This window comes from Paenibacillus sp. Cedars, assembly GCF_003184205.1.
In the GTDB taxonomy this organism is placed as follows: domain Bacteria; phylum Bacillota; class Bacilli; order Paenibacillales; family Paenibacillaceae; genus Paenibacillus_AQ; species Paenibacillus_AQ glucanolyticus.
Window position 1 is genome coordinate 767,995 of the sequence record NZ_CP020866.1, and the last position, 24,245, is coordinate 792,239.

Annotated in this window: 21 protein-coding genes; 16 read left to right on the forward strand and 5 right to left on the reverse strand. The window is 51.7% G+C overall.

The window, feature by feature from the left end; all coding sequences use genetic code 11:
• Positions 1-116 precede the first annotated feature (116 nt).
• The 4 genes from B9D94_RS05280 to B9D94_RS05295 all read left to right on the forward strand — a co-directional run bounded on the left by B9D94_RS05280 (position 117) and on the right by B9D94_RS05295 (position 7,867).
• Entirely contained in the window at positions 117-2,114 is a 1,998-nt protein-coding gene (locus B9D94_RS05280; RefSeq protein ID WP_148246568.1) for a vWA domain-containing protein, read from the forward strand.
• Complete coding sequence (locus B9D94_RS05285; RefSeq protein ID WP_148246569.1) at positions 2,098-5,049, forward strand: VWA domain-containing protein; 2,952 nt, start codon at positions 2,098-2,100, stop codon at positions 5,047-5,049. The genes B9D94_RS05280 and B9D94_RS05285 overlap by 17 nt, the downstream gene beginning before the upstream one ends.
• A gap of 367 nt (positions 5,050-5,416) precedes the next feature.
• Positions 5,417-7,438, forward strand: a complete 2,022-nt coding sequence (gene tkt / locus B9D94_RS05290) for a transketolase (RefSeq protein WP_006212331.1) — start codon at positions 5,417-5,419, stop codon at positions 7,436-7,438.
• A gap of 111 nt (positions 7,439-7,549) precedes the next feature.
• The gene (locus B9D94_RS05295) at positions 7,550-7,867 is read left to right on the forward strand and encodes a pyrimidine/purine nucleoside phosphorylase (RefSeq protein WP_006212330.1); all 318 of its coding nucleotides are present in this window, start codon (positions 7,550-7,552) and stop codon (positions 7,865-7,867) included.
• Between the two features lie 128 nt (positions 7,868-7,995).
• Here B9D94_RS05295 and B9D94_RS05300 read toward each other — a convergent pair whose 3' ends face one another.
• Both B9D94_RS05300 and B9D94_RS05305 read right to left on the reverse strand, forming a co-directional pair.
• Positions 7,996-8,922, reverse strand: coding sequence for a copper amine oxidase N-terminal domain-containing protein (locus B9D94_RS05300; protein ID WP_036639802.1), 927 nt, complete (start codon positions 8,920-8,922; stop codon positions 7,996-7,998).
• Positions 8,923-9,085: 163 nt separating this feature from the next.
• Positions 9,086-9,982: an NAD(P)-dependent oxidoreductase gene (locus B9D94_RS05305; protein ID WP_063480469.1), complete on the reverse strand. Its 897-nt coding sequence runs from the start codon at positions 9,980-9,982 to the stop codon at positions 9,086-9,088.
• Positions 9,983-10,177: 195 nt separating this feature from the next.
• Here B9D94_RS05305 and B9D94_RS05310 point away from each other — a divergent pair, with 195 nt between their 5' ends.
• The 3 genes from B9D94_RS05310 to B9D94_RS05320 all read left to right on the forward strand — a co-directional run bounded on the left by B9D94_RS05310 (position 10,178) and on the right by B9D94_RS05320 (position 12,873).
• Positions 10,178-11,533, forward strand: coding sequence for a glucose-6-phosphate isomerase (locus B9D94_RS05310; RefSeq protein WP_076151576.1), 1,356 nt, complete (start codon positions 10,178-10,180; stop codon positions 11,531-11,533).
• Between the two features lie 107 nt (positions 11,534-11,640).
• On the forward strand, positions 11,641-12,273 hold the full coding sequence (locus B9D94_RS05315; RefSeq protein WP_063480468.1) for a YigZ family protein: 633 nt from the start codon (positions 11,641-11,643) through the stop codon (positions 12,271-12,273).
• A 6-nt stretch (positions 12,274-12,279) separates the two neighbouring features.
• Positions 12,280-12,873 carry a TetR/AcrR family transcriptional regulator gene (locus tag B9D94_RS05320; RefSeq protein ID WP_006212324.1) on the forward strand — a complete coding sequence of 198 codons (594 nt, stop codon included), beginning with the start codon at positions 12,280-12,282 and terminating at the stop codon, positions 12,871-12,873.
• Positions 12,874-13,048: 175 nt separating this feature from the next.
• On the opposite strand, the gene B9D94_RS05325 is transcribed toward B9D94_RS05320, so the two are convergent.
• On the reverse strand, positions 13,049-13,450 hold the full coding sequence (locus tag B9D94_RS05325; RefSeq protein WP_006212323.1) for a secondary thiamine-phosphate synthase enzyme YjbQ: 402 nt from the start codon (positions 13,448-13,450) through the stop codon (positions 13,049-13,051).
• A gap of 188 nt (positions 13,451-13,638) precedes the next feature.
• Here B9D94_RS05325 and cysT point away from each other — a divergent pair, with 188 nt between their 5' ends.
• Genes cysT through B9D94_RS05345 form a run of 4 tightly spaced genes read left to right on the forward strand, consistent with a single transcriptional unit; the run spans position 13,639 to position 17,403 of the window.
• The gene (gene cysT / locus B9D94_RS05330; protein WP_036639796.1) at positions 13,639-14,454 is read left to right on the forward strand and encodes a sulfate ABC transporter permease subunit CysT; all 816 of its coding nucleotides are present in this window, start codon (positions 13,639-13,641) and stop codon (positions 14,452-14,454) included.
• Positions 14,451-15,248: a sulfate ABC transporter permease subunit gene (locus B9D94_RS05335; RefSeq protein ID WP_006212321.1), complete on the forward strand. Its 798-nt coding sequence runs from the start codon at positions 14,451-14,453 to the stop codon at positions 15,246-15,248. The genes cysT and B9D94_RS05335 overlap by 4 nt, the downstream gene beginning before the upstream one ends.
• A gap of 1 nt (position 15,249) precedes the next feature.
• Positions 15,250-16,314 (forward strand): sulfate/molybdate ABC transporter ATP-binding protein, encoded by a 1,065-nt coding sequence (locus B9D94_RS05340; protein ID WP_036639794.1) that lies wholly within the window; start codon positions 15,250-15,252, stop codon positions 16,312-16,314.
• 30 nt (positions 16,315-16,344) lie between these two features.
• Entirely contained in the window at positions 16,345-17,403 is a 1,059-nt protein-coding gene (locus tag B9D94_RS05345) for a sulfate ABC transporter substrate-binding protein (protein ID WP_148246570.1), read from the forward strand.
• A 180-nt stretch (positions 17,404-17,583) separates the two neighbouring features.
• Here B9D94_RS05345 and B9D94_RS05350 read toward each other — a convergent pair whose 3' ends face one another.
• Entirely contained in the window at positions 17,584-18,201 is a 618-nt protein-coding gene (locus B9D94_RS05350; protein WP_148246571.1) for a GNAT family N-acetyltransferase, read from the reverse strand.
• A 186-nt stretch (positions 18,202-18,387) separates the two neighbouring features.
• Here B9D94_RS05350 and B9D94_RS05355 point away from each other — a divergent pair, with 186 nt between their 5' ends.
• The 5 genes from B9D94_RS05355 (at position 18,388) to B9D94_RS05375 (ending at position 23,294) form a co-directional block, all read left to right on the forward strand.
• Entirely contained in the window at positions 18,388-19,668 is a 1,281-nt protein-coding gene (locus B9D94_RS05355; protein ID WP_148246572.1) for a serpin family protein, read from the forward strand.
• Between the two features lie 112 nt (positions 19,669-19,780).
• Positions 19,781-20,809: a TIR domain-containing protein gene (locus tag B9D94_RS05360; RefSeq protein WP_006212317.1), complete on the forward strand. Its 1,029-nt coding sequence runs from the start codon at positions 19,781-19,783 to the stop codon at positions 20,807-20,809.
• Positions 20,806-21,039, forward strand: a complete 234-nt coding sequence (locus tag B9D94_RS05365; RefSeq protein WP_006212316.1) for a hypothetical protein — start codon at positions 20,806-20,808, stop codon at positions 21,037-21,039. Before B9D94_RS05360 ends, B9D94_RS05365 begins: the two co-directional genes overlap by 4 nt.
• Before the next feature lie 400 nt (positions 21,040-21,439).
• Complete coding sequence (locus B9D94_RS05370) at positions 21,440-22,225, forward strand: MBL fold metallo-hydrolase (RefSeq protein WP_172964032.1); 786 nt, start codon at positions 21,440-21,442, stop codon at positions 22,223-22,225.
• Between the two features lie 307 nt (positions 22,226-22,532).
• Positions 22,533-23,294 carry a TioE family transcriptional regulator gene (locus tag B9D94_RS05375; RefSeq protein WP_148246573.1) on the forward strand — a complete coding sequence of 254 codons (762 nt, stop codon included), beginning with the start codon at positions 22,533-22,535 and terminating at the stop codon, positions 23,292-23,294.
• Between the two features lie 137 nt (positions 23,295-23,431).
• Here the strand turns inward: B9D94_RS05375 and B9D94_RS05380 are convergent, their stop codons facing one another.
• Complete coding sequence (locus B9D94_RS05380) at positions 23,432-24,238, reverse strand: Cof-type HAD-IIB family hydrolase (RefSeq protein ID WP_006212313.1); 807 nt, start codon at positions 24,236-24,238, stop codon at positions 23,432-23,434.
• Positions 24,239-24,245 lie beyond the last annotated feature (7 nt).

The window sequence follows — 24,245 nt, forward strand, 5'->3', positions numbered from 1 at the left end:
AAAGGCTCCTATTAGCCAACAGATGGTGCAGGAAGAGATAAGAAGGTCAGGCACATATTCGAATGTGAGAGCGGCAAGTTGCAAGTCAGGGTCCACGGGAGTAAGGAGGGGACACTTTGGGGGTTCAATCATGGCTGAGTTTATGGTTCGGTTTAACACTGCCGGCCATCGTGCTCATGTATATGTTCAAGCGAAAATATGTAGACACAACCGTTCCCAGCCACTTGCTGTGGGATCGGGTACTGCGGAACCTGGAGGCCAACAGGCCATGGCAGAAGCTGCAAAACCGGCTCCTGCTGTGGCTCCAGCTGCTTGCAGCGGCATTGATGGTCTTCGCACTGATGCAGCCCTTTATGCAGGTGTCCGGAGGAGGCAGCGCCCATGTCGTCATTGTTGCCGATACCTCGGGCAGCATGAGCGCGCAGATTTCTTCAGCTGAAGGCGAAGCAACAAGGCTGGCATTGATGCAGGAGCGGATTAAGGAATATGTGAAGGGGCAAGGGAGACGGAGCGAGATTACACTTTTATCCGTGGGAGCGAGTCCCGTGACGCTGGCCGCCCATGAAAGTGACCGGGCTGCAATCGACAAGGCCGTTGACGGCTTGCGTACCTATTATGGACCGGCCGCCTATCGGGAAACCTTGTCGCTCGCTTCAGCCCTGACACGGGAGGAGACGGATGCAGAGGTTGTTATCTTTACGGATAGCTACTGGAAGCCGGATACGGCTCCCATTGCTTTTCAGGTTCCGGTATCGGTGGAGAAGGTGCAGGGGGAGCTCCCGCATAACGTATCCATTGACCAATTCGGCATCTCACCGAAGAGTGATGCAGATTCATCCTATGCGGCGGTCGCTGTCATCAGCACGAATGCCAAGAAATCTGTCTCGGCTGAAGTGAACCTATACGGGGATGAGCAGTTATTGACCAGCAAAGTGCTGGAGCTGGAGCCAGGAAAGAAATTAACGGAGTCCTTTGCAAATCTGCCGTTTGCGGAAGTGTACCGGCTCGAGTTATCCCAGGAGGACGGATATGCGGCAGACAACGCATCCTTTGCTTTTGGCCTGGGCCACGGGTCTTCCCGCGTGCTGCTGCTGACTTCAGGCAATCTGTTCCTCGAGAAGGCGCTGCAGTTGAGCGGAGCCGAAGTGACCCGGGTTGCTATGGACGGATCGGATGGCAAGAAGGATGAGAATACGAGCAAGGACAAGGATGTAGACAAAGATAGCGTCAATTCGGATGTGCCGCCCGTACCTGAGGGTGAATTTGATCTGCTCGTTATCGACGGAAGTATACCGGATGGCTTCAGGCAAGGAAAATGGGCTGATCTGACGGCCAAAACCCCGTTGTGGACGATTGGCGGAGAAGGAACCAAGGTAGGCAGTCAGGGAGGGCGCCCCGTCCTTGCCAAGCATCCGGTGACCGCTTATGTCACTTTGTCGGGTGTCTATTTCGGTACATTGGTGGATCAAGCACCTGCGTGGGGCGAACCCGTAATTAAGCTGGGTGATCAGCCTATTGTATATGCCGGAACCGAAAGCGGCAGACCGCGGTTGTCGTTTAATTTCCTGCTTCAGGACAGCGACCTTCCGTTATCGCCGGAATTCCCGGTTATGGTCAGCAATGCGCTTGAGTGGATGACCTCGGGCAAGGGAAGCGGTCTTGGCCGGTATATGGCCGGTGCGCAAGCGGATATTCCGATTGCGGCAGATACGGTAAAGGCGGCATGGATTCCCAAGAGCGGCCTCGCACTTGCTGATAGCTTCCCTGCTGAAGATGCCCTGCGCAATGAGCAGGGGATATCCCCGGTGCAGATTGTGCCGGAATATCCGGGTCTGTACGCTTTTGAACAGCAGAATGAAGCGGGCGAGAAGCTGAAGTTTTGGCTGGCCGTGACGGCCGATCCGTACGAAGCGGATTGGAGTAACGATCAGGGGCCGACGGTGAGTCAATCGGCACCGACTTCGGATGAGAGCAAGGCTGGTGATCGTGATCAGGCATCGGAGCGCAGCGGAGCGGGAAACCGCGCCAGTTCGTTAATGCCATGGCTCGCGGCCTTGGCACTGGCTGTTATCGCAGCGGAATGGGGGGTGTACCAGCGTGGGCGTTCAATTTAGCCAACCGTGGTTTTTGCTGCTGCTGATTCCGGCGGGAGCGTTTCTCTATTACGCATATAAATCGGATTTTCGACTAAGTGGTTTTCGCAAGAAGCTGGCCTTATTTTTTCGAACCTGCGTCATTCTATTATTAATTCTGATGATATCGGGTCTTCATGGCTTTACCGTACTACACGATAAACAGGTTGTGTATTTGGCTGACCGTTCGGACAGTATGGGGGACTCTGCACGGATTACGGGCTGGATTAACGAATCCCTTGCAGCAAAAGGAGAGAAGGATGGCAGCGCTGTTGTATCTACAGGCCTTGAGGGAGCTGTGGAACGGCGATTATCCTCTGCGGATAACGCGGGCGCCTCTTTAAATGCGCTGCTGGAGCAGCGATTTACCGGACTGGAGTCAGGGCTTCAGCTCGCGGGGAGCCTGTTCGAGGGCAGCAGCGATTCACGAATCGTGCTGATCTCGGACGGGGAAGAGAACGTAGGCAGTATGGCCGCAGCGGGCAGGCTGCTGAAAGATCGGGGAATCGCGGTTGATGTGCTTCCGACCCCGAAGCAGGTTATCCAGGATGTGGCTGTCGAGGAGCTGAAGGTTCCGGATAAGCTGTATCAGGCAGAGTCGTTCTATGTGGAGGTTATGATTCGCAGCACCTTCAAGACATCCGGCGAACTGCGCATATATGAGGATAATCGCGAGATCGGCCGGGAGCGTGTGGATGTAACGCCTGGTGAGAACCGGTATGCCGTGAAGGGTTTGGCCAAGAGCCCGGGTCTGCACCGATATCGTGCTGAAATCTTCATGGACGAAGACGAAGCAGCCGCCAATAATGCGGCTTTCGATTTTACCCGGGTAGAAGGTCCCCCGAAAGTGCTGATCGTTGAAGGGACGCCGGGAACGTCAGGGAATATAACGGCTGCACTGGAATCGGGAATGATTGGCACCGAAGTGATTCCGCCGGAGCTGCTTCCGCTGGAAGCGGCAAAGTACGCCGTGTATGACAGCATTATTTTTAATAATGTCTCCGGCAGCGATGTAGGCGGCAAGCAGATGGAATTGATTGAGCAGGCGGTCCGGAGCTTTGGCATCGGGTTCATGATGGCGGGCGGCGAGGACAGCTTTGGGATGGGCGGATATTTTAAAACCCCGATTGAAAAAGCGCTGCCGGTCTCCATGGAGCTGGAAGGCAAACGGGAAATTCCCTCGCTTGGCCTTATTCTTGTCATTGACCGTTCGGGCAGCATGGACGGTACCAAGATCGAGTTGGCCAAAGAATCGGCCATGCGTACGGTTGAATTGCTGAGATCCAAGGATACGGTCGGCGTTGTTGCTTTTGACGATCAGCCTTGGTGGGTGGTACCGCCGCAGAAACTGGGCAATAAGGAAGAGGTGCTCAGCAGCATCCAGTCGATTCCGAGTGCTGGCGGGACCAATATTTATCCGGCCGTTTCCTCGGCACTGGAAGAAATGCTGAAGATCAAATCACAGCGCAGACATATCATTCTGATGACCGATGGACAGTCCGCCATGAATTCCGGTTATCAGGATCTGACTGACACGATGGTGGAGAACAAAATCACGATGTCCTCCGTTGCGGTAGGTACGGATGCCGATACCCATCTGCTTCAATCCTTGGCGGAGGCAGCCAAAGGCCGTTATTACTTCGTTGAGGATGAAACTACGCTTCCGGCGGTATTTAGCCGGGAGGCGGTGATGCTGGCCAAATCCTATATCGTGGATAAACCATTTGTTCCTGCCGTTCAGAACGCGGGCGATTGGGGAAGTCTATTTCAGCAGGGCGTACCGGGACTGTATGGTTATGTAGCAACAACACCGAAGTCCTCGGCCCAGACGGTTCTGTCCAGTCCGGAACCGGACCCGATCCTGGCGCGCTGGCAGTACGGATCCGGCCGCACGGTGGCATGGACGAGTGATTTAAGCGGGAAGTGGTCGAAGGAGTGGGTATCGTGGCCCGGCTTCGCCAGCACGCTGACCGAAATCGTGAAGTGGACGTTTCCGCAGTTTACGTCTTCGCCTTATGAAGTCACGACCGAGACTGCAGGAAACCAGGTGAAGCTGCAGGTGATCGCCGAGGGTGAGAACCCGCCGGAGAAGCTGAATGCGGTAATTGGGGATGACGAGGCCGATGAGCAGACGGTGGAGCTCATTCAGGAGGCGCCCGGACGTTATACCGGACTTGTCCATGTGTCCAAACCGGGAGCGTATCTCATGTCCCTTGAGGATGCCAGCGGGGAAGAGGCGCTGCAGGCTGCCCCCGGCACAGGTTTTGTTGTGCCGTATTCTCCGGAATACCGGTTGTCTTCCGGCAGCGGCGAGGAAGCCATGAAGCGCCTGGCCGAGGTTACCGGCGGCCGCGTGTTATCCTGGGACGATCCGGCCGAAGTGTTCGACCGGCAGGCGACCTCGCGGATGAACCTCCATGATTGGAGTTATCCGCTGCTGGTGGCGGCCCTGCTGCTGTGGGTCGCCGACATCGCCGTGCGGCGTCTGGCTCTGCCATGGGGCGCCATCGGCGTACGGCTGGCCGCCCTGCTGCGCAGGCGGCCGGCTCCTGCCGAGGCCGCGCGTGACGCCGGCCTCGAGCGGCTGGCGGCGCGCAAAGCCCGCGCCGCCAGCTTCTACGGCGGCAGCTCCGCTGAGCCGCCGCAGGCCCCGCCCGCGCGCGAGCGCAGCGGCGCGGGCAGCAGTGCCCGGGGCGGGAGCCCTGCCCCGGCACCTGGCGCAGCTCCGGCAGGGGGCCGCAAGGCCCCGCCGGAGGCGCGCGATGGCGCGCGCAAGGGAAGCGCGCCTACACCGCCTCCCCCGCCGCCGAAGGCGCAGGGGGAGGGCAAAGACCGGCCCGAGGATACCGGGCCGGCACCGGAAGGAGGCTCCTCAATGGATCGCCTCCTGAAAGCCAAAAAACGCGGCACTCGATAAAGTGCCGACACAACCAAGCTTCGGTCCAGCATGTCGATTACGCTGGACCGAAGCTTTTTTATATATCCATGACGTAACTTTTTCCATGGGATCAGCTTGATTTATCTCGTTTAACATTGGTTGAATTCGGTTATAACCGGACTATTAAGGGAAATAATGCTGGGGGGATGTAATTGCCACAGGGTGACTTTTACACAACAATGACAATTACGTTATGGAAATGAAGCACGTCTGGTGATACAATAAGAGTCAAAATGATATTCTCAACATTCCTAACTGCTCTGTTTCCTTGATAATTGGGGCTGGAGGAACGGAAGAAGCCTCATTTTTGAAGCTTACTATGGAAAAGATTTGAGGAGGACGAATCATGACAACTGAACATAACCAAACGATCGACAACCTGTCTATCGCAACCATCCGGACACTGGCGATCGACGCGATCGAGAAAGCCAATTCCGGTCATCCGGGCATGCCGATGGGCTCTGCGCCTATGGGATACCAGCTGTTCGCGAAGACGATGAACCATAACCCGGACCAGCCGGCGTGGATTAACCGCGACCGTTTTGTCTTGTCTGCAGGCCATGGCTCCATGCTGCTCTATAGTCTGCTCCACCTGAGCGGTTATGACTTGTCCATTGAAGATCTGAAGCAGTTCCGTCAATGGGGAAGCAAAACTCCGGGACATCCGGAATTTGGCCACACGGCCGGTGTCGATGCAACGACGGGTCCTTTGGGACAAGGCGTGGCGATGGCTGTAGGTATGGCAATGGCTGAGGCCCACTTGGGTGCGACTTACAATAAAGACGATTTCAACGTAGTTGATCATTATACCTATGCGATTTGCGGCGACGGCGACATGATGGAGGGCGTTGCTTCCGAGGCAGCTTCTCTGGCAGGTCATTTGAAGCTTGGCAAATTGATCATGCTGTACGATTCCAACGATATCTCCCTTGATGGCGAGCTGAACTTGGCATTCTCCGAGAACGTAGCGAAGCGTTTTGATGCTTATGGCTGGCAAGTACTGCGCGTTGAAGACGGCAATGATCTCCCTGCGATCCAAAAAGCGATTGAGGAAGCACAAGCTGATACAAACCGCCCAACGTTGATCGAAGTGAAAACGGTGATCGGTTACGGCAGCCCGAACAAACAAGGCAAAGGCGGTCACGGCGGTACGCACGGTTCCCCGCTTGGAGCAGATGAGGCGAAGCTGACCAAGGAATTTTATGAATGGGTTTATGAAGAGGATTTCTACGTACCTGATGAAGTGCGCGAGCACTTTGGCAAAGTGAAAGAACGCGGCATTGCTGCATATCAAGCTTGGGTTGATCAATTCGCGAAATACAAAGAGGCTTACCCGGAACTGGCAGCGCAATTCGAGCGCGGTGAATCCGGTGAACTGGCTTCAGGATGGGACAAAAACCTTCCGAAATACAGCGCAGACGACAAAGCGGTTTCCACACGTGTAGCTTCCGGTAAAGCGCTGAACGGTTTGACGGCAGGTGTACCGCAGCTGCTTGGCGGATCGGCTGACCTGGAAAGCTCCACCATGACTCACCTGAATGATCTGGCATCTTTCACAGCAAACAGCTATGAAGGCCGTAATGTATACTATGGCGTTCGTGAATTTGCAATGGCTGGCGCTATGAACGGGATTGCGCTTCATGGCGGACTGAAAATTTTCGGAGGTACGTTCTTCGTATTTACCGATTACCTGCGTCCGGCTGTTCGTCTGGCTGCAATTATGAAACTGCCGGTTACGTATGTACTGACTCATGACAGTATCGCTGTTGGTGAAGACGGTCCTACGCATGAACCGATCGAACAATTGGCTTCCCTGCGCATTATCCCGGGTCTGACCGTGATTCGTCCTGCGGATGCCAATGAAACTTCTGCGGCATGGGCTTATGCGGTTGAGAACACAGACCGTCCGGTTGCGCTGGTGCTGACTCGTCAGAACCTGCCGATCCTTGCAGGCGCAGTAGACAATGCACGTGAAGGCATCAAACGCGGGGCTTATGTTGTTGCTGACGCAAAAGATGGCAACGTACAGGCTCAAATCATTGCAACGGGTTCCGAGGTTCAGCTTGCTGTTAAAGCGCAAGCGGCATTGGCTGAAGAAGGCATCGCCGTTCGTGTCATCAGCATGCCAAGCTGGGATCTGTTCGACAGCCAGGATCAGGCATACAAAGATTCCGTGCTGCTTCCTGACGTAAAAGCCCGTCTTGCCATTGAAATGGCTCATCCGTTCGGCTGGGAGCGTTATGTTGGCGATAAAGGCGATATTCTCGGCATCAACACGTTTGGCGCTTCCGCTCCTGGCGACCGCGTCATTGCCGAATACGGCTTTACCGTTGAGAACGTAGTCAGCCGCGTAAAAGCTTTGCTGTAAAACATCCAAAACACCCGTGATGTAACTCCATATTGATTTTCCGGCACCCGTATCATACGGGTGCCGTCCATATATCAAGACATGCCTATTTTGGAGGAGGAGAGTTTGTCGATGTCACAATTTAAGAATGCTACCGTCACGAAAGCAGCCAATGTTTACTATGAGGGGAAGGTAACCAGCCGTACGGTGCTGCTGGAGAATGGCGAGAAGGTAACACTGGGGATCATGCTTCCGGGGAGCTATGAATTCGGCACAGATGGTCCTGAAATTATGGAAATCCTGTCCGGCGATTTGCGTGTCCTGCTGCCTGGAGAGCAGGAGTGGTTAGAGATTCAAGGGTCTGCGACCTTTAACGTTCCGGGCAATTCAAGCTTTAAGCTGGAAATCCGCACCGTCACCGATTATTGCTGCTCTTATCCGACCATGTAGCAGGACAAGCGGCGACGGAGCATTCATATTCGCGAATATGCCAAAAAGGCTCAAGCCGATGGCTCTGAGCCTTTACTGTCAATGCCGGATGTCAACGCAGGCCTTTATCGGCGGTTGATATAATGGACTTATTCCTCCGGGATTGTCACGATCTCGCCTTTATATCCGGGAGCCCGGTTGTCAAGCTCTACGTATCCTTCGCCCCATTCCTGGCCGCGATCCAGCAGGCGATAGCTGGTAACGCCGGAAGGGTAGCGGAATACAAATTTGGCGATCGTCCAATTTTGGGTGTTCGGCTGATTACCGATCTCAGCTTTCAGTGCAGGCAGGAAGAACAGGTTTTGGTTTGCCGATGCTTTAGCGCCATAGTCCAGCTTGCCTTGCCATTTTAAGTATTTGACGCCGCCATGGATATCGAAATAGCTGGCGATATCGTTGTCTACCAGGAAGAATGAATTGGATTTGCCTTTAGGAAAATAATAATTCACGCCCTGCATTTCCACGGGGAGCATCTCCAGTTCAGGCTTCTTCAGTTCGGATGAATAGGGAAGCTTGGCTGCAGCATTCCGGGCGGTGGCCAGATCGGTGCTTTTTAAGTCGGCGATGATACCCGGATCTGCCTTATTGATATAAGCTGTTTTTAAAGCGTCATTCCAGTAGACGTTGGCATCAAATGCTTGGGCAACAGCCCTTAAGGGAATCATGGTCTTGCCGTTATGCAGCAGTGGGGCTGAAGGCAGCGCCTTTTTAACTCCATCCACTTCCATGCTGGTATTTCCTGCTGTTAGGATCACCTTTCGGTTATCGCCTTGGATGGTCACCTGCTTTTTGCTGTTGTCGTATCTCAAGATGTAGTTACCCAGAGGTTTAAGATCGGTGAGGGTAACATAGGTGGAGCCCTGCCTGATCAGCACTTCACCGCTGGCGGTTACGTTGTTGATGGCAGCGGCCGGTTTGGCTGCTGCAGAAGCTGGTGAACTGGCTAATGCAGGAGACAGAACAGTGGTTAGTATGGCAGCGGCTGTCATCGCTTTTAATGTTATGGTCCATTTCATGTTGCAATTCCTCCCTTTGCATTGTAAACGGAGGAAATAACAGAAAAGTTTCTTTCGGAGAGGGAAATGGTGGAAAAGCTCAAAAAAAGGCCCCTTCCTCCTGGTCCGGATGACCCGGAACCAGCATGAAGGAGCCAGTAATGACAAGGCATAATCTGTCTGGTTATTGCGGCTGTCCGCCGATTTTTTGGCCGATCCAGGCTTCATAGCATTTCACGACAGCGGATAGATCCTCTTCGCCATAGCCTTCGCTGGCACCGGCTTGAAACAGGCTCTTGGCCAGATTCAGCATAGGGGAAGGCATGCCGATGCCATCGGTTAGTGAGGAGGCCAGCTTCAGGTCTTTGAGCATGAGTGCAAGCGAGAACTGGTTGCTGAAATCGCCGTCGATAATTTTGCGTCCCTTCAGCTCGGCCGCTTTGCTGCCAGCAGATCCGAGCTGTACGAGTTCCAGAAAGTTGTCGGCGGGAATGCCTGATTTTGCAGCGATGGCAAAACCTTCGGCCAGCGCCAGGTTGTTAATGCCCACAATGGTATTGTGCGCAAGCTTGGCGACGGCACCGCTTCCGTTTGGTCCCATGTGAATGACCTTTTTGCCCAGGGTGTCAAACACGTCGGCATGGGCCTCGATCACAGCTGCTTCGCCGCCGACCATGAAGACCAGGGTTCCATCAATGGCCGCAGGCTTGCTGCCGGTTACCGGGGCATCCAGGAAGGATGCGCCAAGCCCAGTTACGGCAGATGCGATTTCCTTGACAAGGCTCTCGGAGATCGTGCTGCAGTCGATGACGGTCATCCCGCCGGTCAGGGAGCCGAGCAGACCGTTCTCTCCATAGAACACTTCCCGGATGGAATGGTCGTTGCTCACCATCGTAATGACAAGATCCTGTCCTTCGGCAGCCTCGCGAGGCGTGTCCGCGATGGAAGCTCCCTGTTCGGCCAGCGGACGGCATTTTTCATGGGTGCGGTTATACACGGTCACGTCGTAATCCTGCTTAAGCAGATTGGAGGCCATAGGAGCGCCCATGGTGCCCAGTCCGATAAATCCGATTTTTTTCATAGCTATATCACCTTCGATTATGGATTCCTGATCCACTCTATCTTAGCATGGGTTCTGGAAACGAAGCCAGCGTTTGTGGGGGATTGGAGGTTGAAGGGTGTCCAGCATGAAGAATACATGACGGTTAGCCCGTGCAACTTGCGGTCTTTATTAAATTAAAGTATCCTATTTCTAAATTCACAGGAGGTTTAAGGCATGTCTAAAAAAATCAAGTTTGATTACAGTAAAGCACTGACTTTTGTCAATCAGCACGAAGTTGACTATTTTGCAGAGCCGATCCGTACAGCCCATGAACAGCTACATAACGGTACAGGTGCCGGTTCTGATTATCTGGGCTGGATCGACCTGCCAACGCAGTACGATAAAGAAGAATTCTCACGCATCCAGAAAGCGGCTGCCAAAATTCAGAGTGACTCTGACGTTCTGATTGTTATCGGTATCGGAGGTTCCTACCTGGGAGCGCGTGCCGCGATCGAAATGCTGTCGCATTCGTTCTATAACGAGCTGTCGAAGGACCAGCGCAAGACGCCGGAAATTTATTTTGCAGGAAACAACATCAGCTCCACCTATGTAACGCATCTGCTTCAATTGGTAGAAGGCAAGGATTTCTCGGTGAATGTCATTTCCAAATCCGGTACAACCACGGAGCCGGCTATCGCATTCCGTATTTTCCGTGCGGAGCTGGAGAAGAAATACGGCAAGGAAGAAGCTCGCAAACGCATTTACGCTACGACCGATCAGGAGAAGGGCGCACTCAAGAAGCTGGCAACCGAAGAAGGCTACGAGTCCTTTATCATTCCTGACGATGTCGGTGGACGTTATTCCGTGCTGACGGCAGTCGGTCTTCTTCCGATTGCAACGGCTGGAATCAACATTGAAGAGATGATGCAAGGCGCCGCTGACGCATCCAAGGAATACAGCAGCCCGAACGTAGCCGAGAACGAAGCATACCAATACGCGGCGGTTCGCAACGCTCTTTACCGTAAAGGCAAGGGCATCGAGATCCTTGTAAACTACGAGCCTTCTCTGCATTTTGTATCGGAATGGTGGAAGCAGCTGTACGGCGAGAGCGAAGGCAAGGATTACAAAGGCATCTATCCTGCTTCCGTAGACTTCTCTACTGATCTGCACTCCATGGGTCAATTTATCCAGGAAGGCAGCCGCAACATCTTCGAAACGGTCATTCAGGTTGAGAATGTATCCGAGCATATTACGATTGAATCGGATCCGGACGATCTGGACGGATTGAACTTCCTGACCGGGAAAACATTGGATTTTGTCAACAAAAAGGCCTTCCAAGGCACGATGCTGGCCCATACCGACGGACAAGTTCCGAATTTGATTGTGACAATTCCAGATTTCACTCCCTATTCGTTCGGATATCTGGTATACTTTTTCGAAAAGGCCTGCGGTATCAGCGGCTATCTGTTGGGTGTCAACCCGTTTGACCAACCGGGCGTAGAGGCGTACAAGAAAAATATGTTCGCGCTGCTCGGCAAACCAGGGTATGAGAAAGAGAAGGCCGAACTGGAAGCTAGACTTTCCGAATAAACCTGACACTTTTATTGGATTAGACGTAAGACGCTGAAGGAAGCAGTCCGCTGGCAGATTATTGCCGTGGACTGCTTTCTTGGCAATATAGGGGTGGTTGTTGTTTCATGCTGGATCGTTACAAAACGGTACGTCAGGCGGGCTCCAAGGAGATTGTCATTAAGAAATCGCGATTCATCGGCCATGTGATGCCGGTCGAATCCGAAGAGGAAGCCGTCGCTTTTATTGAAGAAATCAAGAAGAAGCATTGGAATGCTACGCACAATTGTTCCGCTTATATGATTGGCGAGCGGGATGAGATTCAGAAGCAATCGGATGATGGGGAACCGAGCGGAACGGCCGGCAAGCCGATTCTCGAAGTGATCCGAAATCAGGGGCGGAAGAATGTAGCCATTGTTGTCACACGTTATTTTGGCGGTATCATGCTTGGCGCAGGCGGACTGATCCGGGCTTACACCGACGGAGCTGTGGCTGCTATAGAATCAGGCGAACCGATTACAAGGGTTCTTCACCGGCAGATTTTAGTGGAGCTGGATTATACCTGGCTGGGTAAGGTGGAGAACGAGCTTCGAAATCGGGGCGTACGTATGGGAGAGACCAACTTTGCCGACACGGTGACCTTGACCTGCTTGCCGCTCGATGGTGATGCGGAGAGCTTTATGACTTGGATGGTAGATTTGACACAGGGGCAGTCTTTGATCACGGAGGGAGAGCGGCTTTATTTTATTGAAGGGGAATAAAATAATATGGCAAGAAGAGCAGTAGAACGCGAGTTGTCGAGAGAGCGGATACTGGAAGCAGCGAGGCATTTGTTTATAACCAAAGGATACCGAGCCATTTCGATGCGAAGCATCGGGCAGCATTTGGGTTATAGCCACGGCTCCTTGTATTATCATTTTAAGGAAAAGGCGGAGCTTTTCTACGCCATTGTCATGAAGGACTTTAATGATCTAAATGATTTGCTGTTGGAAGTATCGGGAAAGCCTCCCTGTGACGGGGTATCGAAGCTGGAGCAGCTGATGCTGGAATTTGTTCGTTTCGGACTGGATAATCCTTACCAGTACGAGATCATGTTCATGATTCGGGACGAAGAACTGCTGTCCTACTGTCGCTCTGAGCAGGGACGCTGTTTTGAAATGTTTGCTATGCTTGTCCGTCAGTATTTGCTTGATGAGAATTACAGTGAGGAAGAGCGGCGAACCGTTCCGCTGACCTTGTTTTTGTCGCTGCATGGATTTATATCCTATTATATTCAGGACCGAATTGGCTTTGATGAGATCAAACCAGCCGCTCTTACCCATGTCAAAGTGTTATGCCGGAGTTTGTACAGCAGGGTCTAACTTCTGATTATTGCCACGACGTGTGACTTGATACTTCAACCCATTACAACGACCTAGCGTTGAAACGTCAATCATCTAATGAAATAAAACAGACAGGTCCACGCCCCCTAGCATGTGCCTGTCTGCTTTTTGTGCTTTTTAACTGTCTTTCCCGTGCCTGTATCCCTTTTTGGCATCAGCCCTCCATGATTTTCACGTGATACTGACGCTGCCTCGGTCCATCGAATTCGCAAAAATAAATGCCCTGCCACCTTCCAAGGAGCAGATGACCGTTCTGTATAATGACGGTCTGCGAAGGACCGCAGGTGATCGATTTAAGGTGGGAAGCGGTATTTCCCTCCGCATGACGATATTTGGGATGATTCCATGGAAATACTTCATCCAAAGACATCAGGACGTCCCGTTTCACATCGGGGTCCGCGTTCTCATTAATGGCAATTCCGGCGGTGGTATGCGGACAATAGATCAGCACGGTGCCTTGCTGAACCCCGCTTTGCTTCACGTGAGCAGCGATCTCCCTCGTGATATCCCTCATCTCGTCACGCCCTTGCGTGTTTAGTTCACCGGTATACAGCATGCAAATACCCTCCTCTATTTTTTCATTTCTATTATTTTACCCGATAAAGTGCAAAAGATGGATTGACGATCGGATTCAGCATTTGGTAAAGTATGTGTAAAGTAAAACCAAGTATACAAATAGGAAATATAAAGATGGTTGGTGGAGAAGTTGACCGGAATACCATCCGGAGGCAGGAGGGATACGATATGACCACATGGATTCGTCATAAAGGTTGGACTTGGGGATTTCGAAGTACCGTGCTGCTTTATTTTCTTGCCTTGATCGTGCTGCCGATCTTTGGGGTGTACGTGCAGTCATTCTCTGCAGGATGGAGCCATTTTACAGAGAGCATATTGGATCCGATTGCCTGGAAGGCCGTGCTGCTTACAATCAAACTGGGCATAATCTCTACGTTCATCAACGTGCTTGTCGGAACGATGATTGCTTGGGTGCTCGTCAGGTATCGTTTTCCGGGAAGGACGCTGCTGAACAGTTTGGTGGATCTGCCCTTTGCGCTGCCGACGGCGGTAGGGGGACTGATGATATTGCTGCTGCTGGGACCGGGGAGTTTACTTGGCGGCCTGGCGGAGAAGCTTGGTTTCGAAATCGTGTTTCACCAGCCTGCTATCGTTATAGCCATGCTGTTTGTCACGTTTCCGTTCGTGATCCGGGCGGTGCAGCCGCTGCTGGAAGAGCTGGATCCGCTGGAGGAAGAGGCGGCTTATACGATGGGCGCTTCGAGGACGAGAGCTTTCTTCAAGGTCATTCTTCCCTCGATGCTGCCGGGTATCATCAGCGGGGGAATGCTCGCTTTCTCAAGAGCGCTGGCTGAATTTGGTGCCGTTGTGCTGGTTGCGGGCAATATTCCCGGAAGGACGCTGATTGCTTCGGTCTTTATTTTTGGCGAGGTTGAGAGCGACAACCCGGCTGGTGCAGCGGCGGTATCCGTTCTGCTCCTTACCCTCTCCTTCCTCATCCTCTGGGTGATTAATGCCGTACAGCAGAGGGGGAGACGAGCTTGAGACGATTGTGGATCGGGTTAACGTATGCCGTATTTATCATTCTGCTAATCATCCCCTTATCCCGGATTGCAATCGGAGCGTTTGATAAAGGGCTGGATGGGTTTGCGGAGGGCCTGCTCAGACCTGAAGCCCTGCATGCTCTTATGATGACGGGTCTTATCGTTGTATTCGTTACGGTGTTAAATGCGCTGTTTGGCATCATGATGGCGTTGTATCTGGTTCGGGCGAATTGGCTTAGCCGGAAGATCAAAGGCATTCTGAACAGCATTGTCGATTTGCCGTACGCGGTTTCGCCGGTCATTGGCGGCCTGATGATTGTACTGCTGCTTGGACCGGACAGCATCATTGGCGGTTTTTTTGAAGGGATCGGGTTTAAGGTCGTATATGCGTTTCCAGGCATGGTGATTGCTACGCTCTTCGTCACGTTTCCGCTGATGGTCCGTGAGGTCATGCCCGTCCTGCAGGAGATCGGGAATGATCAGGAGCAAGCGGCAGCAACGCTGGGAGCTTATGGCTGGACAACGTTCCGAAAAGTAACATGGCCCTCCATTCGGTGGGCTGTGGTGTACGGTCTGGTGCTAACTGTCGCCCGCTCGCTGGGGGAATTCGGCGCCGTACTGGTGGTGTCCGGTAACATCATGAACAAGACGCAGACAGCAACGACGCTTGTGTATCAGGATGTAGAGAATTTTAATGTGGCTGCTGCCAATGGTGTCGCATTGGTGCTGGCTGCCTTCTCCGTTGGTCTCCTACTGCTGATGGAATGGGCCAAAAAAAGAAAGGATGTGCATTGATATGCATGTGGAAGTTCGCGATCTGAACAAGCACTTCGGTACGTTTCATGCCGTAAAGAATGTCAGCTTTGAGATTGAGAAGGGACATCTGATTGGACTGCTGGGACCCAGCGGCGGTGGTAAAACGTCCATTCTGCGCATGCTGGCCGGGCTTGAGAATCCCGACTCCGGGCAAATTTCCTTTCATGGTCAGGTGGTCAATGATCTGCCGCCCCAAGAGCGTGGAATAGGCTTTGTATTTCAGAACTATGCCTTGTTTAAGCATATGACCGTATTTGACAACATCGCGTTTGGCTTGAAGGTGAAGAAGGCATCCAAGGCCCAAATTAAAGACAGGGTAACGGAATTGGTGGAGCTGACCGGGCTAAAAGGTTTCGAGAGCCGCTATCCGCACCAGTTATCAGGCGGTCAGCGCCAGCGTGTGGCCTTTGCCAGAGCGCTTGCACCGGAGCCGCAGCTGCTATTATTGGATGAACCGTTTGCCGCGATTGATGCAAAAATCCGTCAAGAGCTGCGTTCCTGGCTTCGCGAGCTGATCGAGCGGGTCGGCATTACGTCGATTTTTGTGACCCATGACCAGGATGAGGCGATTGAAGTAGCGGATGAGATTATGATTATTAATCAGGGGAGAGTTGAGCAGAAGGGTACGCCCTGGGATATTTATAAGGAACCGAAAACTCCGTTTGTCGCTTCATTCATTGGCGAATCTACGGTCATATCGAGTGCTGCCGAGCTGAAGGGATTTGAGGCAGCAGCTAATAAGAATGCAACGCGCGCACTTATTCGTCCGGAATATATCGAGATTGGGAGCGAGCATGACTTCAGCGTGCTGTCGGCAACCGAGACGGGCGTTGTCCGTCATCTGCATTTTCGCGGCAGTGAATGGCTGGTGGAGGTGGAGGTTAAAGGACATAAGCTGATCACCTACCGTTCCCTGGAGAAGGAGACGCTGCAGCCGGGCCAGGAGGTTCGTGTCCTCGTTCACCGAGCTTATCTTTTCAATGACGACCACAGCTGGATTGAGGAGAACCGTCTGAAGGTTGATCCGATGCCGATTATGATCTGATTGTTCAATACTCCGAAGGGAAGTGGATTCATGCGGATCTTGAATATAAAACGCACCTCATTCCTGCTGGCTGGCATGGCGCTTCTCTTCAGTCTTCTCGTAGCAGGATGCGCCAGTGACGATCCGGCTGGTGAAGAAGTGACATCACCGTCAGGTGAGAGAACGCTGGTGCTTGGTGCTTACAGCGTCGTTAGAGATGCCATGTCCGAGATCATTCCCGCTTTTCAGGCGGAATGGAAGGAACAGACGGGCGAAATCATTAACTTTCAGGAATCTTACGAAGCCTCCGGGACGCAGGCTCGTGCCATCACAGGCGGATTTGAAGCAGACGTTACGCTGCTCGCCATGGAAGGGGATGTAGACAAGCTGGTCAGGTCAGGGCTTGTGGACCCGGAATGGAAGTCTCAGCCTTACAGCGGAATGGTGACACGCTCCATTGTTGTTCTGGGCACCCGTGAGGGGAATCCAAAAGGGATACAGGATTTTGACGACCTGACGAGATCAGACGTGAAGGTGCTGTATCCGAATCCGAAAACCTCCGGTGGCGCACAGTGGGACATTAACGCAATCTATGGCGCAGGCTTGAAGCAATCGGAAGAGAAGGGGAAGCGCGATCCTGCTCAAGCGAAGGCTTTTCTTGAAGCGGTGCACCGCAATGTGGAATCGCTGGATAAAAGCGGGCGCGCGTCCATGGCGGCGTTTGAATATGGGGTTGGGGATGTTATCGTTACGTATGAGAACGAGCTGCTTGCCCGAATCGCCCAAGGCGTCCAGTACGATATCGTTGTGCCGGAGCATACGATGCTGATTGAGAATCCCGCTGCAGTTGTGGAGCGATTCGCTGATAAGCACGGCAACCAGGATGTGGCGGCTGCCTTCGTGGATTACCTGCGTACTCCGGAGGCCCAGAACATATTCGTCAAATATGGCTTCCGCCCGGTTGAGGAGTCGGTGCTTGCACAGACCAAGCATCAGTTTGCTAACCCGCCGGGGTTATTCGACATTGAGTACCTGGGTGGATGGGATCAGGTACGAGAGACGCTTTATTCGAGGCGGGGCGTCTGGTATCAGGTGCTGGCGGGATTGTAATGCCAGTTGACATGGAATTCATGGGATACGTTGAATAAACAGATCCGCCATGATCATGTTTGAGTTTGCAGCGCCTATGAACATACCTTTATAAAAAAACGAGCTGTCCCGGGAGACCCTGGGACAGCTCGTTTCATTTGTATGCTGATCCAAGGTGCGGATAATCGTCTGGCTGTGTCCCTATTCAGCATGTACTCCCGAAGTTTTTGTAGATGGGTCATTCGATGCGGTTACACAAGCTGCCTTTTGTGCTTCCCATTCCTCTCGCAGAATGCCCATACGAATGGAATCGTAGTAGACGCCTGCGTAATATCGGCACTTCCGCATGCGGCCTTCAAGCTGCATGCCAACCTTCTCTGCGCAGCGCATCATTCTCGGATTGCCGGACCACGTCGTAATACCGACCCGGGCAATGTTGAGATGCTGGAATAAACATTCAATCCACAGCGACAGTGCCTCCGTACCATATCCACCACTCCAATGGCTCGGATCGTAGATCAGGATGCCTGCTTCCAGCCAGCGCGAGGCTTCATGCTCCCAATAGAAGGTGACAATGCCAATCGTTTGTCCATTAGCTTCAATGAGCAGATCACCCGGGAATTGATCTGTCTCGAAATCCGCGTTCCATTGGGTTTCAAAAATCTCGTAGGAAATCTTCTTTAATGGAAAGTAGGGAGCGTCGAATTTTTTCCATTCCGGATTTTCCGTGCCATAGATCAGATTATATAGAACCGGTGTATCATCGGGCTTTCTGGATCGGAGCGTAACTTTATTGCCTTCAAGACGAATTTTTTGCATATGTAGAAGCTCCTTTCGTTCTGGCTGTCTTGGTTAATGATGGAGGATCCCATCTCTTTATTGTATCGGTGATGAAGTGGATTGCAACTAAATTTGGATAAATGAACCTTTATATGAAACATTAGGTGTATGGGTCCCGTCAATAGCAGATAGATAAAGAATATAATATTGAAGGGGGACAAGGATATGCGAAAAAGGCAGGTATTAATAGGTCTATGCTTGCTTCTCGGACTTACGGCTTGCGCTCAGGATGGTGGGTTACAGCAAGGGGAACCCCAAGGGAGCGCGCCACAGCAGCCCAAAGCGAAGGAATTGTCGGTCAATGAACGCAAAGAGGTATTAGGCAGGGTAGATACCGGCATGGTGAACGCGCAAAATGCTTTTGGTTTACGATTGCACCAGGCGTTATCGGATAATCCTGAGTATACGAGTGATAATCTAATTATCTCTCCATACAGCATTACGCAAGCCTTGGCACTTGCCTATAATGGCACAGCCGGTGATACAGCAGCCGAGATGTCTGACATGCTTGGCTGGAAGGGCATGAAGACGGCTGATATCAACGAAGGGAACCGCCAGCTGCGGTCATTGCTGGAGAACGGGGGCGGCGTCGAGCTGAACGTGGCCAACTCCGTCTGGCACCGGCCAGGCCTCAAGTTGAAGGATGCCTATTTGAAAGCCGTAAAGGACGGTTATGGTGCGGAGGTTGTGGAGACGGATCTGAAAAGCGGTGATGCGCTGAAGGCGATAAACAAGTGGGTATATGATAAAACCGGCGGTATGATTCCTGCCATCTATGAGGATCCACCAGGCGGTGTTGCGGTCCTGATCAATGCCATTTATTTTAACGGTGGATGGATGGATGAATTTGACCCTGCGCATACGGTGGATGAAGCATTCACGCTTGCTGACGGCAGCACTCGAAAAGTTCCGATGATGAAGCGGGAAGGACAGTATAGTTACAAAGAAGGAGAGTCTTGGCAGGCTGTTCGCATTCCTTACGGAGACGGCCGTATGCATATGCTGGTCATCCTTCCGAAGGTGTCCTCCTCCATGGATGAGCTGCATCAGCTGCTGTGGAAGGATACGTCCGTCTGGAAGGACGATTACTCGTTTGAGACCGTTCGACTTGACCTGCCCAAATTCAAGCTGGAACAGAGCTTCGAACTTCCGGATGCACTAAGAGGACTGGGAATGGTCAAGGCATTTGATGCAGGCGAAGCTGATTTTAGCAATATGGCTGAAGAAGGTGATGGATTTTGGATCGATCATGTCCAGCACAAAATCATTGTGGATGTAAGTGAAAAAGGGACAAAGGCCGCAGCGGTTACGGCGGTGGGAATAACGGAAAGTGCCGAGCCGCCTGCCCAGCCGGTCGTGATGAAGATCAACCGCCCTTTTTTCTTTGCCATTGAAGATCGGGACACAGGCACATGGTTATTTATGGGGTCTGTTTTGCGACCTTAGCATATAATGTACCAACATGCGCCTGCCATTATTTTCACCCAAATATAGGCAACTTTGTTATAATGGTCGAATAAGACTAAAATGTATAACAAAGGGAGAATAGGATGTGCCTATGACCATACCGAAGCCGAATTTATTCATAGGTTCTTCCAGAGAGGCCATCAAGTATGCAAGGGCGATCCACGAACAGATCAAGCGATCCGCGCAAGTGACACCTTGGTACGGCGGTACGTTCGGGGCGAATATGTATACGATGGAAGCTTTGGAGAAGCAGCTTGCGTCCAGTGATTTTGGTGTGTTCGTCTTTTCTCCGGATGATGTGGCACTCATTCGAGGCAAACATGTATTTGTGACCCGTGACAACACGTTGTTCGAGATGGGACTGTACTGGGGAAGGCTCGGGCGACGAAGGGTGTACTGCATCATTCCGGATCAGGTGGAGCCAGACAGCATGTCTGTTCAGGATGTTATTGTTAAGGATTATCATCTTCTTTCCGACCTCCAGGGTATTACGCTGCTTGAGTATGAATTGCGAAGCGATGACGATTACAAATCAGCCGTTGACGTTGCATGCGGACATATTCTAAATGCCATAGAAACCGAAGGATTCTACAACAACCCGAGCACCGTGATTGAGCAGAAGGATGCAGAGCTTCGGCGCAAGCAAAGCGTGCTGCATTTTTTCTGGGAATATAATCGAAATGTGCATGTGATCGATGAAGCTGAAAAATATCATGCACTGAGTGAAGCCGTCCGAAACTCCTTACTCCCGCCGGCTGCAGGGGACTTTAGGGTGACCGGTGCCGCTTTTTGGGGACGCAGAGATGAAGGCATTGCCCAAATTGGGGGTAATGTAGGTAGAGGAAGGTATTTCCCGTTCGACGGGAAAGAGGAACGCTCGCCAAGTAACCAGTCTATTTACGTGATTGATGTCTATAATAGTGGAAAATGGGCATTTTATCACGAAGAGGAAGTTGCGCAGGTGTATGTGTTCTGCTATCCTTTAGGAGTAAATCATGTATTGTCCGTTCATTTCACGGGACATGAGATTCTTTCGGATGAAGATCTCGCGGAGGTTGTCGAACAGAATCGTGAGCTGCTTCGTACCATCAGGCATTTAGTTGGAGGGGATTCGTCGTGAGCAGGAATGAGAAGAAGAGAACGTCAGGTCATCCGCAGGGGTCCACCAATGGCAGCTGGGTGGTTCGGGGACCGGTACCGATGATGAGTACGCTGAAATCAAGGAAGCGCTCGGTAAGGCGCCAGAGCAAGAACAGTGTATATGTGGGTCCTTCTGTGGAAGGTGTAGATAAGAAATACGTCAAGGTCATCAGCGGAGCTGTTGACGATAATAAGCCCTCATTTGCTTAATGAATTGCTATTCTTAGCGACATTATAGGATTGGGAATGACAAGTGACCGCTCGGATATGATCCGGGCGGTCTTTGTTTTTTCTCCTTGCACTTATACAATAAGGGGACCGGGTTTCTTAACAAGATGCCTCTAGCTTGTTTAAGGAATCTAACGAGGAATCAGGCTGTAAAATGCAGGTCGAGGAGAATCCTAATGCGGGTTCCTACTGCTAGAATCGGACTGGTCCCCTAGCGCTTTTTCAATCATGCTGATTTCAATCGAACTGGTTCGTCCTGCTGCTTCAGCATGCGTAGTTAATCTAATATGCTGCTTATCGTGATGAACGAGTGCCAGCCAGTCATACTGAAGAATGACCAGGTTTGATACCGATATGGGATTTCAATAAAAGAAAGTGGGGAATGCGTGTGAGCGGGGATACGTTAACTTTTTTGGGAACCGGGGATGCAATGGGCGTTCCACGGGTATATTGCGACTGCGAGGTATGCACGGAAGCACGGAATACGGGTGTGAATCGGCGTCTTCGCTCCTCGGTGATGGTGGAGTGTGGCGAAGCGTCTTTTATGATTGATTGCGGTCCGGACTGGCGCTTTATGATGGAAGGGCTCGGCAAGCGGAAGATGAGGGATATGCTGATTACCCACGCTCACTTTGATCACATCGGCGGTCTGCCGGAATGGAGCGATGCCTGCAGATGGCTGGGGGAGAAAGGTCGGTTATATGCTCCTGCAGAGGTACTTGAACAGATTGTTCGGCAGTATCCATGGCTTCCGCGACAGATGGAGATGACGGCTGTGGATGACGGCATCACATTGGGCGGTTGGGAGATTTCCTGCTGGAAGGTGAATCATGGCAAGAATGGATACTCCTACGCTTACCGGCTCCAGAAAGGCGAGTATACATGGGTGTACAATTCGGATTCGATTAATCTGAGCCCGGCGGAAAAGGAGCCTTTAAAAGGCCTTGACCTGCTTGTCCTCGGGACAAGTTTTGTTCATGAAACCGCGATATTCGAGTCGCGCTCCGTTTATGATATGAAGGAAGCGGCACAGCTGCTGTCCGAGGTGAACCCGCGCCAAACGATATATACGCATATGTCGCATGATGTGGATGTCCGGAAAGAGCTGCCTCTGCCTGAAGGGGTAAGCGTGGCGATGACGGGGATGACTGTAGACTTGAGTAAATGAAAAAATGCTGGTGATGACTCCGGGATGGAGTAAAATATATTCTTTGCTCTTTGGAGACTCTTGAGTTATGTGTACGTTCATCATGATCATCCTCCCGTTGTGTTCGAATAGAGTCAATTCATCTCTGTACCCACCAATATACAACATTGATGCAAGTGAGAAGATGTTAAGCACACCAAACCCAAGCGATCCCGAGGAGTTCAATTCATAACCTTTCCGAAGTACTTCAACCTTTTAATTAAAGGTTTGCCAATGGCTTGCGATTCTGGTAAAGTAGGTTCTCAATCCCAATCGAGGAGGGAACGCCATGCATTACCTCAAGCCAAAAGATATTGCGAAGGAGCTGCAAATCAGTACCAGTGCTTTACGGCATTATGAATCTTGGGGAGTGGTGCCCTCTCCTGAACGTAGCGAGAACGGATATCGTTTATATACGCAGACTCATCTGGCCTACTTTCGGTGTCTGCGTGCCATGTTCCCCGGTTTCGGTTTTGCGGTGACTTATGAGGTGCTTCGCCACATCCAGAAACAAGAGATGGATGAAGCCTTCTGGCTTGCAAACGGGGAGCAGGTCAGGCTGCAGCAGGAGAAGAATATTACCGATGAAACGCTTGCTCTGCTTGAGAATCCCGACCTTAATCTCATCCAGGAGAAAAAGCTCAAAGCCCACATGACGATCGGCGAAGTTGCCGAACTGACCAATGTGGAATCGTCTGCCATACGGCATTGGGAGAGAGAAGGGCTGTTAACCCCGGATCGAAATCCCGAGAATGGCTACCGGCTCTATACTCCATCGCATGTCCGGCAGATTTTGCTGATTCGTTCGCTTCGGAGAACCGTGTACTATCTGGAGCGAATTAAAGAAATTATCCAAGCCGTAGAACATCAGAGTATCGATCAGGCCAGGAAATTGGTGCGTGAAGCGCTGTCCATCATTCATCAGCGGAATCGCCAGCAATTCAACGGAATTCATAAGTTGATGGAGCTGTGTATCGAGGTGGGGCTGCTGAAATACAACGAAGCATCACTCCTGAAGCCGATTCTTACATTTGATACGGACCGAAAATGATACAGCGGAACGTCTGCAAGCTTGCTATGCTCCAAGCGAATGTAATTGACCGCGTACAAAGGACTAAATATGAACAAGTACAAGCCCCCATGGATCACCATGGAGGCTTGTTACCGTTTGTTTATTTTTTTCGTATGTTAACCGTTATTCAGCACGAATTTATCAATGACATGTTTCACGCCGTCCTCGTTGTTGCCAAGCGTAACGTAATCCGCAATCGCCTTAAGCGGCTCGATGGCATTGCCCATCGCGACGCCAAGTCCGGCTGCTTCCAGCATTTCGTGATCATTCCAGGAATCGCCGACAGCGATGGTTTCCTTCAGATCACAGCCAAAATGATCGGCAAGGAAGGTGAGGGCGTGTCCTTTGGTTCCTTCCTTATGCATGAACTCCAGAAAGTGCGGCTTGGATTTGGTAATATGCATTTCATCGCCAAGCAGCTCGCGGAACACAGGAATCAGCTCATCCAGATAGTCAGGATCGTCGATGATGAGCATTTTTGGAGTTGGCTTCTGAACCATGGTCATAAAATCAGGCTCAATATAATATGGCGTACGATTCAGGGCACAGTAATCGATAAGCTTCTGATTCTCTTCACGGGCATAGAGCTTGTCATCAATGTAGGTTTGCAGATGAAGATTGTGTTCCACACAGTATTCAAACAGCTTCACGGCAGCATCAATGGGAACGAAGCGTTCGTAGAGAACCTTCTCATCGAGCAGATTTTTAATCAAGGCACCTTGGTAGGTGATAATGGGAACGTTGAGTCCGGTCTGACGGGCAATGGCCTGGGCTGACGCATAGGCACGTCCGGTAGCCAGTGTCACAACGACACCGTGGGCGACCGCTTGCTCAAGCGCCTGCTGGACACCGGGGGTTACTTCCTTATCGTCATTGATCAGGGTATCGTCAATGTCGATGGCCATCAATTTGTAAGTTGTCATGGTTATC